Below are 15,065 nucleotides of genomic sequence, written 5' to 3'. Positions count from 1 at the left end.
CTCTAATCAGAGGATTTAACGCCAATAGAGTTCACGGTTTGGCGGCGGGTTGGCGCAACAAACTGTAGGCCATCGCCCCCAGCGCCGCCACACCCAACAGGAGCACGGCCCACAGGCCGAGTTTCTTCCAGTCGGTGCCGGCTTCGGGCGGTGCGGCAACGGTAGCGCTTTTAACCACCGCGTCACCCGAGACCCTGGCCTGGCCCAGCGCCTTGAGGCGCTCGGCGCTGTAGTCGGGGATCAGGGTCGCCAACGGCAGGTTCGCCGCCTTGACCGAGCCGTTGCCCAGCGCCAGGGTAAACGGCGGCTCGCCCCGCGCCAGAAACACCAACTGCGTGGTACGCACGGCAAAGCGCAGGGCCGGCGCTTCCACGCCGAGGCCGCCACCGCGCTCGTCCACCTGCAGTTTGAGTTCGCCAACGACCACACCCGGCAGGTGCAATTCGTCCTGCACCACGTCCTGGCCGTTCTGGGTCAGGCGATACAACACGCCATTGCTCAGCGGCTGCCAGGCTTGATTGGCTTCACGGCGCCCCGCCAGGGTGACCGGCGCCAGCGTGTTGGGCTGCTTCAGCTCGATGCGCAAACGCTCGACGGCCAGCCCCGTCGGCAACTGCCAGCTGTACTCCCCGGCCTTGAGGCGCGTACCCGACAACGGCTGCGACCACACCAACGGCGTCGGCAAGCTGCTGCTGGTCGCGCTCACCAGCTTGGCCGAGGTCAACGTCGGCGCGACCTGGCCTTGCCACAGCAGGCGCAGGTAACGCGCCGATTGCCCAGGCAAACTCACGTCATGCTGCTCGACACGCTCGTCGGCAAATGAAAGGCGCGCCACCTGGCCATCGCCCCAGGATTGCCAGTGCTGCAAGTCATCACTGGCTTCGATACTGAAACGCTGGAAGCCGTCTTGCTCGCGGCTCCAGTCCAGGCTCAGTTGCTGCAACGGCGCCTTGATCGCGCTGGCGTCCAGCACCCAGCCGCGCAGCACTTGCTTGCCGGCCTTGGACGGACGCACTTCCAGCAGGGTGCCCTCGGCGGTGGATTTCATTACCACGTCCGGCACACTTTCACGCGTATCGGCGGCGTACAGCGGGAACCACTTCACGTCAGCCACAGTGCGGCTTTCGGTGCGTTGCGCGGATTGGCGCGACAACGCATACGCCTGGGGCTCACCGGCGGCGTTGAACACGCGCACATCGCTGAGATCGGCCTGGCGCGCGCTCAATTGCACAGACAGCGGCAGCTCCAGGCGGTACCAGGGGCCGCTGCCACTCACCGTCAACGGCACTTGGGTGGTGAAGTCGGCAGGCGTTTCCTGCGCCCACACCGACAAGGTCGTGCACAAACCCAACGCGATCACGCTCAACTTACCGATCAAGAGGTTGCTCCTTCAGTTTCCAACACCGGTTCGGCGCGCTTGGGCGGCAGCGGCGCAAAGTAACCCACCACCAGCAACAGCCCGCCCACGCCGATAAACGACACGATCCGCGCCAGCCCGCCACGGTTACTCAACTCGACAAAGAACAGCTTGGCGACCACCACCGCAATCAACGCCGCGCCGATCAACCACACTTCACGACGATGGCGCAGGTGGCCGCCGATCATCAGCCCGAGGGCGATCAGGGTCCAGACAATCGACAGACCGGCCTGCACCAACATCGACGCCAGCAAGGCATCCAGTTGGAACGGCACGCCCGCCCAATGGTGTGCAGTGCGCATCACCAAGGCTGTAAAGAAGGCAAACAGCGAAACACCCGCGACACCTTGGGCAATCAGTTCAGCACGCGGCCCGCGCTGTGGCGCCACGCTGCGCGACCACAAGTAAATACCCAGCAGCGCGAACAGCAAGCCCAGTTCCAGCGGGTTGAGCAGCGGCACATACGGCAGTGGCTTGGCCGTGCCGTCACTGAAGATATTCGCCAACCAGAACCAGCCGAGCATCAGCACCGCCAGCGGCAGTGCGGCGAGTACACGGTATTCACGCGGATACGCCGACACCGGCCACGGCCAACTGCGCGGTGCCGCCGCCAATACCAGGTACAGGCTTGGCAGAATCGCCCAACCCAGCCAGCGCCAGGCGTTGTACTCGCTGGACAGCAATAACAGGCCGTAACGCAGCTCCAGCGCCAGTACGCCGATCAATATCCAGCAACCCAGCACATGAGCGATGCTCAACACCTTGCTCGACACCACCGCAGCCAGACGGCGCAGCGAGATGAAATGCACCACAAACACCGCCAACCACGCCAGCCAGCCGTAGTGTGCCACCGGGTGGTAGTAATCATTGGCAGACGCCAGCAATACCACGCCCGCCGCCGGCATCAGCAAGGTGCACAGCATACCCAGCGACGCCCAGCGCAACCGGTCGGCCAGCAGCGCCCAGATCGCCACGCTCACTGCCGCGATGCCGAGCAACAGTGGCCCCTGCAACTCTTGCGACGTAAACCGCAACACTTCGCCGATCAACGCCAGCGCCCACCACGCCGCGCCCCACACCAGCAGCAGGTCGGACAGGCGTTGCAGTTTCAACACGCTGAACACCGGCGCATGCGGTTCACGCTGCAAGCGCCAGGCGCCGACCAATGCAGCCAGGCCCAGCACCATCGGCGTCCAGAAACCGCTGTGCGCCAGCGGACGCAAGCCCTCGCCGGTCAACGGTCCGAGCAGCTCCGGCATCGCGAGCAGGAACGAGGCGCCACCGACCAGTTGCAACAGCAGCCCAAACACAAAGCTGACGCGCTGTTGCAGGTACAGGCTCAACCAAATGATCAACAAACCGCTGGCCGCCCACACCCCACTGGCGCTTTCCCACGGCAACACGAACAGCACGGCCAGGTTGATCAGTACCAAACCTGCGAGCAGCACCACCGACAGCGCGCGCAGTAGACGTACGTCGCTGCGCACCCTGTCGTCACGTGCCGCCATGAGCATGCCGCCGACCAGCGCCAGGCCAATCAGCGAAGCGGTGAACAAGCCGGTCCACCCGGCACTGAAGACTGCCGCCCCATCACCGCCCCGCAAGCGCAGCAGGAACAGCGCACCGCCCAGCAACTGCACGGCAAAGGCGGTGAACAGGAAGGTGCGCGAGCCGATGCGCAGGCCGACAAACAGGGTAGCCAGACCGGCGATTGCCCAACTGATGGCGGTGCCTTGTGTCTGTAGCAGCATCGGTGCGAGCAGGTATAAAAAGGTCAGGCCCAGGCTGGCCAGCACGGGCATGCCTTTGCGCTCCCAGGGCGCCGACTGTTCTGCCGTGGCCCTGCGCAACTGGTCGAAGCTGAACAGCAACGCCGCACCCAGCAACAGCGCGCCCAATGGCGCACCGTCGAGCAGGCTATGTTCGTCGATGCGCAGCTCGCTGAGGAACGCCAGCGCCGAGCCCAACTGCAACAACAAGCCAAACGCGCGCGCCAACGGCCGCTGCTGACGCAAGCCGAGCCAGAAGATCCCGGCGCCCTCCACCGCCCACGCGGCAGCCGTCCAGCGCGCGTCGAGCCCCAGGGGAATCGCCAGGCTGGCAAAGATCACGCCGAGCGCCAGGCAAGTTTCCGCCAGCAACAAGGCGCGCCCGCCGTTGAGCACTCGGGCCAGGCCCATGTAGATAAGCCCCAAGCCGAGCGCACTGAAGGCAGCGGCAAATTCCAGGTGCTGCACCAGGGCGAGCTGCAAGCCAAAGCCCACCAGCGGCGGGCCGAACAACAGGCTGCCGTCGACGTAATCACCTTTGGCGGCCGACCAGCGTAGCAAGGCTTCGCGGCCCTCGGGCGCATCGCCCATCTCTTGCAACTTGCGTCGAGCGAACAACAGGCCGATGGCCAGGTACATCAGGAAAAACAGAATCAGGAACGGCTCGGTGCTCCACAGCAGGTCCGGTGTGTAGGCGCGCATGCCCCAGGCGAAACCGATGCCGAAAGTGCCGACAAACCCGATCAGGTTGAGCAACCGCCAGGCCTTGAACCAGGCGATGGCGAGAATGCCGGCGTTGAGCAATGCGAAGTAACTGAACAACGCCACGTGGTTGCCGGCGCCGGTAGAGGTGAGGATCGGCGCGGCAAACCCACCCAGCGCCGCCGCACAGGCGAGGCCGAGGGCGTCCTGGGTGATCGCCAGGATCGCCGAAAATACGGTGACTGCCACCAACAGGCCAAGGGCGGCACTCGGGTCGATCAACGGGTGCAAGCGCATCGCGGCAAATACGGTCAGGTACAACACGGCAATGCCGGTGCCTTGCAGCATCAGGCCGTAATTGCTGTTACGCAGCCGCAACCACCAGCCCAGGCCCAACAGGCCGATGGCAGCAGCGGCAACCCCGGCGTAACGCAGCTCGATCGGCACCACCACGCCTTCGGTGGCATAGCGCAGCAGGAAGGCCAGGCCGAGGAACAACAGCACCACGCCGACGCGCAGCACGGTATTGCCGCCAAACAGCCAATTGCGTGCGCCGCTGAAGGCGCGCTCGATCAGGTTGGGGCCGCGAGGAATCGCAGGCTCTTCAGGTTGTGGTGTCGGCGCAGCCACCCAGACGTCGTCCGGCAGCGGCTGGCTGGCTTCGGCAACCATGGCAACAGGCGCCAGTTCGGCGGGCAGCTCCCAGACAAGTTCGGGCTTTGCAACGGCGGGGGCGGGTTCAGGAATGGGGGACTCGACAATGACACTGCTTGTCGGCGCAGGCACTTCCAGCTGCCGCAGGCGCTCACCCAGCGCTATCAGCGCCTTCTGCGTGGTTTCCAACTGACGCGCTTGCTGGTTCGCTTGAGTCGACAGCCTCGACAGGCGAATCGCCTGGCCAATGCCCAACCCCAACAGCGCACCGAAGCCGGCATCGGTGAACGACTCATCGAGCGTCCAGCCGAGCACCAGGCCAATCAGCATGAAAATCCATTGCATGGTCGATATCCCTAAGCAGCCCGAGGCGGGCAAACCGGGGCCTAGTATATCGACGCGGGGCTAATGTGGGAGCGGGCTTGCTCGCGATAGCGGTGTATCAGTCGACATATTTGCAAACTGACACTGCGCTATCGCGGGCAAGCCCGCTCCCACATTTGGATCAGCAGTGGTTAGTCGAGGGCTTTCCAGATCTCGGTGGCGTATTCGCGGATCGTGCGGTCCGAGCTGAACCAGCCCATCCGCGCCGTGTTCAGCACCGCTGAACGCCACCAGGCCTTGGAATCATGCCAATGCGCCTCGACCCGCGCCTGGGCGTCCCAGTAGGAGTCGAAGTCGGCACACACCAGGAAACGGTCGTAGTCGATCAGCCCGTCAATCAAGCCCACATAACGGCCCGGATCATCCGGCGAGAACACCCCGCCGCGAATCGCTTGCAGTACATCGTTGAGGCGATGGGAGGCGGCAATTTCCGGCCCGGCGTTAAACTCACCGGCGTGCTTGCGCGCTTCCACCTGCTGCGCGCTCAGACCAAAGATGAACATGTGATCGGCGCCCACGCGCTCGTGCATTTCCACGTTGGCGCCGTCCATGGTGCCGATGGTCAGCGCGCCGTTGAGGCCGAACTTCATGTTACTGGTGCCCGAGGCCTCAAAGCCGGCCGTGGAGATCTGCTCCGACAAGTCTGCCGCCGGAATGATACTTTCCGCCAGGCTGACGTTGTAGTTGGGCAGGAACACCACCTTGAGCAAACCGCGCACAGTCGGGTCGTTGTTGACGGTGCGGGCAATGTCGTTGGTTAACTTGATGATCAACTTGGCCTGGTGATAACTCGCGGCCGCCTTGCCCGCGAAGATCTTCACCCGTGGCACCCAGTCGGTCCCCGGCTCGGCGCGGATCGCCTGGTAAAGCGCCACGGTGTGCAGCAGGTTGAGCAACTGGCGTTTGTATTCGTGGATGCGCTTGACCTGCACATCGAACATCGCCGCCGGGTTGACCGAAATGCCCAGGCGCTCGTGGATGATCTCGGCCAGTGCACGTTTACTGTGCAGGCGCTGATCGGCGAAGGCTTTGCGGAAAGACTGCTTCTCGGCGAAGGTTTCGAGCTCCGTGAGGCGGGTTTCCATGGTGTCGAGAATGTCCGGGCCCAGCGCTTCCACGAGCATCTCGGTGAGCTTGGGGTTGGCCTGGTACAGCCAGCGGCGGAAGGTGATGCCGTTGGTTTTGTTGTTGATGCGCTCCGGGTAGAGCTTGTGCAGTTCGGAGAACACCGTGCTGCGCATCAACTGAGTGTGCAAACCGGACACGCCGTTGACGCTATGGGAACCAAGGAACGCCAGGTTGCCCATGCGCACGCGGCGGCCGTTGTCTTCTTCGATCAGCGACACGGCGCGCAGCACGTCGAAGTCGTGAATGCCCTTGGCGCGCAGCGAGTCGATGTGCTGGGCATTGATCAGGTAGATGATCTGCATGTGCCGCGGCAGCATGCGTTCCATCAGGCCTACAGGCCAGGTTTCCAACGCCTCGGGCAACAAGGTGTGGTTGGTGTAGGAAAGGGTTTCAACCGTCACGTCCCACGCGGCTTCCCACGGAATGTCATGCAGGTCGACAAGTTGACGCATCAGTTCGGCCACGGCAATCGACGGGTGAGTGTCGTTGAGCTGGATGGCGGCGTGTTCGCCCAGGCTCAATACCGAGCCGTGCATGTTTTTGTGGCGGCGCAGCAAGTCCTGCAGCGAGGCGGAGACGAAGAAGTATTCCTGACGCAGGCGCAGTTCCTGCCCTGCTTCGGTGCTATCGGCCGGGTAAAGCACGCGGGAGATGCTTTCGGCGCGGGCCACTTCGGCCACGGCGCCCAAGTGGTCACCAGCGTTGAAGCGTTCCAGATGCAGGTCTTCGACGGCGCGTGCACGCCACAGGCGCAGGGTGTTGACGCTGGCGCCGCGCCAGCCGACGACTGGGGTGTCGTAGGCGACTGCGCGCACGGTTTCATTCGGCGACCACACTTGGATCATTTTGCCGGAGGCGTCCGCCAGGGTTTCGACGCTGCCGCCAAAGCCGATCGGGTAAATCACTTCGGCGCGCTCGAATTCCCACGGGTTGCCAAAGTCCAGCCAGCGTTCGGTCTGTTCCTGCTGCCAGCCATCGACAATCGCCTGGCGGAACAAGCCGTGCTCGTAACGAATGCCATAACCGTGGCCGGCAATGCCCAAGGTCGACATGCTTTCCATAAAGCACGCGGCCAGGCGGCCCAGGCCACCGTTGCCGAGCGCCGCGTCGGGCTCCAGCAGGCGGATGCGTTCCAGGTCGACGCCCAGCTCGGACAACGCTTCGCGCGCAATCTCCAGCACGCCCAGGTTGCTCAGGCTGTCGTAGAGCAAGCGACCGATCAGGAATTCGAGGGAGAGGTAATAAACCCGCTTCTGGCCTTTGCGGTAGATACGCCGCGTGTGGTCCATCCAGTGATCGACCATCTGGTCGCGCGCGGCCAGGGCAATGGCTTCGAACCAGTCATGGTCGAAGGCGTGGTCGGGGTCTTTGCCCACCGCGTAGGTAAGTTTGGTCAAGACAGCATCGCGGAATGCGGCTACCTCTGCTTCTCGTGCAAGCGGTTCCTGAGACATCGGTGCGACCTCGGGCGAGATTGAAGGAGTTGCTAGAGCCTAGTCGGTCTGACAGACGGTAGACGGTCTGGTTCGGCAGTTTTTTAACTCATTCACCTTTGCCGGAATTTAATGCAGGGGTCGTGCCCAATTGGCCTTTGCGTAGCCTTCGGGCTGAAAGCCGCAAAATATTGTTCAAAAAATCATCAATCCCGGTATTATCGCGCGCCCGGATATAGCCCCACCTTGGAACCCTGATGAAGCCTCAACTGATCGCCGCTGCGGAACTCGACCGTCTCGAGACCTGGCAGAAATATTCCGCCCACATGTGCGGTGGCTGCGTGTCCAGCTGCTGCACGCTGCCGGTTGAGGTGAAGATCAAGGACCTGATCCGCATTGGCATCGTCGATGAATTCGAACGCGGCGACCCGCCGAAGAACATCGCCAAGCGTTTGCAGAAGGAAGGCATCGTCGAGCGCTTCAATTCCAAATCCGAGATTTTTACCCTGCAGCGCATGAGCAACAACGATTGCCTGTACCTGGATCGTAAGACGCGCTTCTGCACTATTTATGACAAGCGCCCGGATACGTGCCGCAACCACCCAAAAATCGGGCCGCGCCCGGGGTATTGCGCGTATAAGCCGAAGGAAGTGGTGCGCGAGACCAAGTTCAAGACCCTCGACAAGTTCTGATGATCGTTCCCACGCTCTGCGTGGGAACGCCTCTTGTGACGCTCCGCGTCCCGCCTCTTAGTGCGGACGCGGGGCGTCCGGGGCTGGATTCCCACGCAGAGCGCGGGAACGATCAGGCATAAAAAAACGCCCCCGGCCTTTCGACCGGGGGCGTTTTTCATTCAGCCTGAGTTAACTCAGTTCTTGGCTTTCTTGGCAGCGCGGGTACGCTCGCCTTCGTCCAGGATCTTCTTACGCAGGCGGATCGACTTAGGCGTAACTTCGCACAACTCGTCGTCCTGGATGAATTCCAGAGCCTGTTCCAGGGTGAAGCGAACAGGTGGAACCAGAGCGATGGTTTCGTCTTTACCCGAAGCACGCATGTTGTCGAGCTTCTTGCCTTTGGTTGGGTTGACGCCCATGTCGTTGTCACGGCTGTTCAGACCAACGATCTGACCGTTGTAGATCTCTTGACCGTGTTCAACGAACAGCTTGCCACGCGCCTGCAGAGTTTCCAGGGAGTAGGTCAGCGCCTTGCCGGTTTCTACCGATACCAGAACACCGTTCTGACGGCCGGACATGTCGCCGGACTTCATGGTGTCGTAGCGATCGAAGATCGAGGTCAGGATGCCAGCACCGTTGGTCAGGGTCAGGAACTGGTTACGGAAACCGATCAGACCACGAGCAGGGATGTTGTATTCCAGACGTACACGGCCTTTGCCATCCGGCACCATGTTGGTCAGGTCGCCCTTACGCAGGCCCATCTCTTCCATGACCTTGCCCTGGGATTCTTCAGGGGTGTCGATGGTGACGTTTTCGAACGGTTCCTGCTTCACGCCGTCAACCTGACGGATGATCACTTCAGGACGACCAACGCCCATTTCGAAGCCTTCGCGACGCATGGTTTCGATCAGTACCGAGAGGTGCAGCTCACCACGGCCGGAAACCTTGAACTTGTCAGCCGAGTCGCCTTCTTCAACGCGCAGAGCAACGTTGTACAGCAGCTCTTTGTCCAGACGTTCCTTGATGTTACGGGACGTCACGAACTTGCCTTCTTTACCGCAGAAAGGCGAGTCGTTTACCTGGAAGGTCATGGAAACGGTTGGCTCGTCAACGGTCAGAGGCTTCATCGCCTCGACGTTGTCCGGCTGGCACAGGGTGTCGGAGATGAACAGCGAGTCCATACCGCTTACGCAAACGATGTCACCGGCAAACGCTTCTTCAACGTCGATGCGGTGCAGACCGTGGTGACCCATCAGCTTCAGGATACGGCCGTTGCGTTTCTTGCCGTCGGCGCCGATGGCGACAACCGGGGTGTTCGGCTTGACGCTACCACGAGCGATACGGCCAACACCGATAACACCCAGGAAGCTGTTGTAGTCCAGTGCCGAGATTTGCATCTGGAACGGGCCTTCACGGTCAACTTTTGGCGCTGGTACGTTGTCGACGATCGACTGGTACAGCGGGGTCATGTCTTCAGCCATGTCGGTGTGTTCCAGACCGGCAATGCCGTTCAGGGCCGAGGCGTAGACGACTTTGAAATCCAGCTGTTCTTCGGTAGCACCCAGGTTGTCGAACAGGTCGAAGATCTGGTCCAGAACCCAGTCCGGACGTGCGCCTGGACGGTCAACCTTGTTGATGCACACGATCGGACGCAGGCCGGCTTCGAAAGCCTTCTTGGTCACGAAACGGGTTTGCGGCATAGGGCCGTCTTGGGCATCAACCAGCAGCAGAACGGAGTCAACCATCGACATTACGCGTTCAACTTCGCCGCCGAAGTCGGCGTGGCCCGGGGTATCCACGATGTTGATGTGGTAGCCGTTCCAGTTGATGGCGGTGTTTTTAGCCAGGATGGTAATACCGCGCTCTTTTTCCTGGTCGTTGGAGTCCATCACGCGCTCGTCGTTGAGCTCGTTGCGCTCCAGGGTGCCGGATTGACGCAAGAGTTTGTCTACCAGGGTGGTTTTACCATGGTCAACGTGAGCAATGATGGCGATGTTACGTAGATTTTCGATCACTTGTGTATCTCGATCAGAGGATTCGGTGTGCTGACAGGTCGTGGCAGCGATTAACAGTAGAGTCAGGCCTTGCCGTTACAGCTTGACGGCAGAGTCGGGGGGCCGGTGACGCAGGCCACAGGCAAACAGCCCCGGGCTCTTAGCTCGGTCGATAAACGCGCACATTGGCATGCCCCTCACTGAGCAAATGGTGGGCATGCAGGCGACTCATCACGCCTTTGTCGCAATACAGCAGGTACTGACGGCTGTTATCCAGTTCCTTGAAACGCGCGTTCAATGCATAGAACGGCAGCGTTTGCACGTCGATGCCAGCGATTTCCAGTGGCTCATCTTCAGCGGCATCCGGGTGACGGATGTCGACGACGATCTGGCCGGCCAGGGCTTCGCTGACTTCTTCGATTTGCACGTCTTGGCCCAATTCGTCGATTACGCGATCGATCGGCACCATTTTGGCGTTCTCGAGCGCACGCTCCAGAATCGCCATGTCGAACTGTTGTTCTTCGTACTCCACGCGGTTGCGCTTGGCGTGGGTCTTGGGGTTCACCGAAATGACCCCGCAATATTCAGGCATGTGCTTGGCGAAATCCGCCGTGCCGATTTCTTCGGCCAGGTCGATGATGTCCTGCTTGTGACTGGCGATCAGCGGGCGCAGCACCAGCTTTTCGGTCACGCAGTCGATCAGCGACAGGTTCGGCAGCGTCTGGCTGGACACCTGGGAGATCGCTTCACCGGTCACCAGTGCGTCAATCTGCAACTGATCGGCGATTCGGGACGCAGCGCGCAACATCATACGCTTCAATACCACGCCCATATGACTGTTATCGACTTTACCGAGAATTTCGCCGAGCACTTCCTCGAACGGCACGCTTACGAATAGCACGCGTTGGGAGCTGCCGTACTTCTTCCAGATAAAGTGCGCGACTTCCATCACGCCCAATTCGTGTGCACGCCCGCCCAGGTTAAAGAAGCAGAAGTGGCTCATCAGGCCGCGGCGCATGATCTGGTAGGCCGCCACGGTGGAATCGAAACCGCCGGACATGAGAACCAGGGTCTGTTCCAGCGCGCCCAGCGGGTAGCCGCCGATGCTGTTGTGCTGGCTGTGGATCACAAACAACCGTTGGTCGCGAATTTCCATGCGCACTTCAATTTGCGGCGCTTTCAGGGAAATTCCGGCGGCGCCGCACTCGCGACGCAGCTTGCTGCCGACGTATTTCTCGACGTCCATGGAGCTGAAGGTGTGCTTGCCGGCGCGCTTGCAGCGCACCGAAAAAATCTTGCCTTCAAGCTCGCTGCCGTAGTGCAGTTTGCACTTTTCGGTGATGTCGTCGAAGTCGCCCAGCGGGTACTCATCCACCTGCAGGAAATGCGCGATGCCCGGCATGCAGCTCAGGCGCTCGGTCATGTCCTTCAAGGCTTTGGCGTCGGTAATACGGGTTTCCAGCTCGAGATTGTCCCACACGCCGTTCACCACCACAGCCGGGTCCAGGTCTCGGAGCACGGCACGGATGTTCTTGGCCAACTGACGGATGAAACGCGTCCGTACCGGTCGGCTTTTGATGGTGATCTCGGGGAAGACTTTAACGATTAATTTCATGGAAACAGCGCGCGCCGGGCCTGCTGAAAAAGGGGGGCGCGGATTATAGCGGAAATCGCTCAAGGTTTAACCAGTTAATATGCATTGCGCTCTGCACGCACCAAAACGGGTCATTCACTTAAATTAACGCTACATTGCAGTGCGTTATTTATTCCGCTTCAGCGGATTGCACCGTTATAGGGGCCATTTTGAAGCAAAAAGGCCATGTTGGCGCACTGGCATGCAATTTGCTCTCTTGTGAGGCAGGTTGCCTTGGTCGAGTATTCGCGCCGGCATCACCCACATTCTAAGGGCTAACTCCACTACCCCAGCCCGAAGCCACCCGGAGGACACCATGTCGAAGTCGGTTCAACTCATCAAAGATCATGACGTTAAATGGATTGATCTGCGCTTCACGGACACTAAAGGTACTCAGCACCACGTGACCATGCCGGCTCGCGACGCGCTGGATGATGCTTTCTTCGAAGAAGGCAAAATGTTCGACGGTTCCTCCATTGCTGGCTGGAAAGGCATCGAAGCCTCCGACATGATCCTGATGCCGGACGACAGCACTGCCGTTCTCGACCCGTTCACCGAAGACCCAACCCTGATCATCGTCTGCGACGTGATCGAGCCTTCAACCATGCAAGGCTACGATCGCGACCCACGTGCGATCGCCAAGCGTGCCGAGGAATACCTGAAGTCGACCGGCATCGGCGACACCGTATTCGTAGGCCCGGAGCCAGAATTCTTCATCTTTGATTCGGTCAAGTTCAAGTCCGACATCTCCGGCTCCATGTTCAAAATCTTCTCCGAACAAGGTTCGTGGATGTCCGACCAGGACATCGAAGGCGGCAACAAAGGCCACCGTCCAGGTATCAAAGGCGGCTACTTCCCGGTTCCTCCGTTCGACCACGACCACGAAATCCGTACCTCCATGTGCAACGCCATGGAAGAAATGGGCCTGGTCATCGAAGTTCACCACCACGAAGTGGCGACTGCCGGCCAGAACGAAATCGGTGTGAAGTTCAACACCTTGGTTGCCAAGGCTGACGAAGTTCAGACCCTGAAGTACTGCGTACACAACGTGGCTGATGCCTACGGCCGTACCGCTACCTTCATGCCTAAGCCACTGTACGGCGATAACGGTTCGGGTATGCACGTTCACCTGTCCATCGCCAAAGAAGGCAAGAACACCTTCGCTGGCGAAGGTTATGCCGGCCTGTCCGACACCGCCCTGTACTTCATCGGCGGTATCATCAAGCACGGTAAGGCCCTGAACGGCTTCACCAACCCGTCGACCAACTCCTACAAGCGTCTGGTCCCAGGCTTCGAAGCTCCGGTAATGCTGGCCTACTCGGCTCGCAACCGTTCCGCCTCGATCCGTATTCCTTACGTGTCCAGCCCTCGTGCTCGCCGTATCGAAGCGCGCTTCCCGGATCCAGCAGCCAACCCATACCTGGCCTTCGCTGCCCTGGTAATGGCCGGCCTGGACGGTATCCAGAACAAGATCCACCCTGGCGACGCCGCCGACAAAAACTTGTACGACCTGCCGCCTGAAGAGGCCAAAGAGATCCCACAAGTGTGCGGCAGCCTGAAAGAAGCCCTGGAAGAGCTGGACAAGGGCCGTGCGTTCCTGACCAAAGGCGGCGTATTCAGCGACGACTTCATCGATGCCTACATCGAGCTGAAAAGCGAAGAAGAAATCAAAGTACGCACCTTCGTACACCCACTGGAATACGAGCTGTACTACAGCTGCTGATCCGGTAGCGCTGCTTATCGCGGCGTAACGAAAAAGACCTCCTTCGGGAGGTCTTTTTTTTGCCTGGGGTTTGTGCAAACTCACTGCATCGGGCGTGCAAATCCTATTTAAAATGTGGGAGCGGGCTTGCCCGCGATAGCACAGTAACAGCCGCCCGGTGTATTGCTGACACACCGTCATCGCGGGCAAGCCCGCTCCCACAGGAGATCACCCTTGAAGTTTGGATTTGTATTCGCCCTGCTGTTCGTCAGCGCCAGTGCCAGCGCCGCACCGCCCACCCTCGCGCCGTTGCTCGACAGCATCGCCGAGCGCCTGGCCATCGCCGACGAGGTCGCATTGAGCAAATGGGACAGCCACAAGGCCGTGGAAGATCGCCCTCGTGAACAGGCTGTGATCGCCAGCGTGAGAGCCCAGGCACCGAGCTACAAAGTGGCGCCTGACGCGGCGGAGCAGTTCTTCAGTGCGCAGATTGAAGCGAACAAATTGGTGCAATACACCCGGCTGTCGGACTGGCACTTCACCGGCAAGGCACCCGACACCCCGCGCCCGGATCTGGTCGGCAAGATTCGCCCCCAATTGGACCAACTGCAAAAGCGCCTGCTACAGCAACTGGCGGACTTCAGCCCCGAACGCAGCAACCCGCAGTGCCCTCAATGGTTGGCGCAGGCCGTACACGAACCGCTTCGCGACCCGCTGGCCCAAATCGCCATGGCCCGTGCCACAGCCGAGCTGTGCATCTATACGCCTTGACCGACCTGGGCCTGCTTCATTGAAGGCCCATTCCCAGTATTCGTGTTAAACCGCAGAAATGTCTGATACTTCCCAGGGAGTCGAGCTTCTACGATGCAGCGTCCAGCCGCCAGCCGCCGACGTACTTCGCGATGACTCTCAACTGCCAGCTCCTGTGTTCACTGACGCTCGCAATCAGCCAGCTGACCGAAGTACAACCTGCACTCGACTCCGCCTCCGACGCCGAGCCCCACGCCTGGACGGTGGAGACACCCTATCCGGACAGTACGATAATCAACGCCAGAATCACTGGCACAGCCACTCACGCACAAAAAACCAGCATCGCAATCCTGCAAGTCGCCTGCTACAGCTCCCCCTCTCGCCCGATGATTTCGCTGCTGACCCACACCGATAAATTGCGCTTCAACCCCAATATTTACGAAGGCCCGGACGCTCGATCCTCAGGACCACTCAGCCTTACCACCGGCACCCTCCCTGCACGAACTTACCGTGTAAACGGCTACTACAGCGCAGAACCCACCCAGCAGCATGGCGTACTGTTTAAATTCACCATGCCCGCCAATCGCCAAGAACTTCGCGAGTGGATCGCCAACAACACGCACGGCCAACTGATCAAGATGACGTTGCCTTCAGCAATCCCCGGCGACTCGCCGCTGACCGCAGAGTTCGTCCTCCCCCAAAACAGCACTGGCCTGCACGAGATCGTCAAATCCTGCCTGAACAACCGCAAAAACACGCCTAAAAAACCTTCCTGAACAAAGCGCGCAAAACTGCACTATATTGGTGCATTAGGCCGCACCCTTC

The 15,065-nt window shown here is 60.4% G+C and carries 9 protein-coding genes; 4 read left to right on the top strand and 5 right to left on the bottom strand.

What is annotated here, in order from left to right; all coding sequences use genetic code 11:
• Positions 1-31: 31 nt before the first annotated feature.
• From L8I05_RS16810 to L8I05_RS16800, 3 genes are all read right to left on the bottom strand, one after another.
• Positions 32-1,375, bottom strand: a complete 1,344-nt coding sequence (locus L8I05_RS16810) for a DUF3999 domain-containing protein (protein ID WP_242170644.1) — start codon at positions 1,373-1,375, stop codon at positions 32-34.
• Positions 1,375-4,887 (bottom strand): DUF2339 domain-containing protein, encoded by a 3,513-nt coding sequence (locus L8I05_RS16805; protein ID WP_242170345.1) that lies wholly within the window; start codon positions 4,885-4,887, stop codon positions 1,375-1,377. Before L8I05_RS16805 ends, L8I05_RS16810 begins: the two co-directional genes overlap by 1 nt.
• Positions 4,888-5,057: 170 nt before the next feature.
• Entirely contained in the window at positions 5,058-7,508 is a 2,451-nt protein-coding gene (locus L8I05_RS16800; RefSeq protein WP_106577485.1) for a glycogen/starch/alpha-glucan phosphorylase, read from the bottom strand.
• Positions 7,509-7,744: 236 nt separating this feature from the next.
• Here L8I05_RS16800 and L8I05_RS16795 point away from each other — a divergent pair, with 236 nt between their 5' ends.
• Entirely contained in the window at positions 7,745-8,179 is a 435-nt protein-coding gene (locus tag L8I05_RS16795) for a YkgJ family cysteine cluster protein (RefSeq protein WP_017529542.1), read from the top strand.
• Between the two features lie 176 nt (positions 8,180-8,355).
• On the opposite strand, the gene typA is transcribed toward L8I05_RS16795, so the two are convergent.
• Together typA and thiI are read right to left on the bottom strand one after the other, a co-directional pair.
• Positions 8,356-10,176: a translational GTPase TypA gene (gene typA, locus L8I05_RS16790; protein ID WP_003217997.1), complete on the bottom strand. Its 1,821-nt coding sequence runs from the start codon at positions 10,174-10,176 to the stop codon at positions 8,356-8,358.
• Between the two features lie 139 nt (positions 10,177-10,315).
• Positions 10,316-11,770, bottom strand: coding sequence for a tRNA uracil 4-sulfurtransferase ThiI (gene thiI / locus L8I05_RS16785; RefSeq protein ID WP_159953736.1), 1,455 nt, complete (start codon positions 11,768-11,770; stop codon positions 10,316-10,318).
• A gap of 334 nt (positions 11,771-12,104) precedes the next feature.
• Here thiI and glnA point away from each other — a divergent pair, with 334 nt between their 5' ends.
• The 3 genes from glnA (at position 12,105) to L8I05_RS16770 (ending at position 15,016) form a co-directional block, all read left to right on the top strand.
• Entirely contained in the window at positions 12,105-13,511 is a 1,407-nt protein-coding gene (gene glnA / locus L8I05_RS16780; RefSeq protein WP_034117297.1) for a glutamate--ammonia ligase, read from the top strand.
• Positions 13,512-13,724: 213 nt separating this feature from the next.
• Positions 13,725-14,261, top strand: coding sequence for a chorismate mutase (locus L8I05_RS16775; protein WP_242170343.1), 537 nt, complete (start codon positions 13,725-13,727; stop codon positions 14,259-14,261).
• Positions 14,262-14,392: 131 nt separating this feature from the next.
• Positions 14,393-15,016 carry a hypothetical protein gene (locus L8I05_RS16770; RefSeq protein WP_242170342.1) on the top strand — a complete coding sequence of 208 codons (624 nt, stop codon included), beginning with the start codon at positions 14,393-14,395 and terminating at the stop codon, positions 15,014-15,016.
• Positions 15,017-15,065 lie beyond the last annotated feature (49 nt).

Origin of the sequence: Pseudomonas sp. MONT-RG-20F-20-E-7-02 (assembly GCF_022662395.1) — a bacterium.
Lineage (GTDB): Bacteria > Pseudomonadota > Gammaproteobacteria > Pseudomonadales > Pseudomonadaceae > Aquipseudomonas.
Note: the sequence above shows the minus strand (reverse complement) of the source record. Positions and strands in the feature narration are given on the sequence as shown.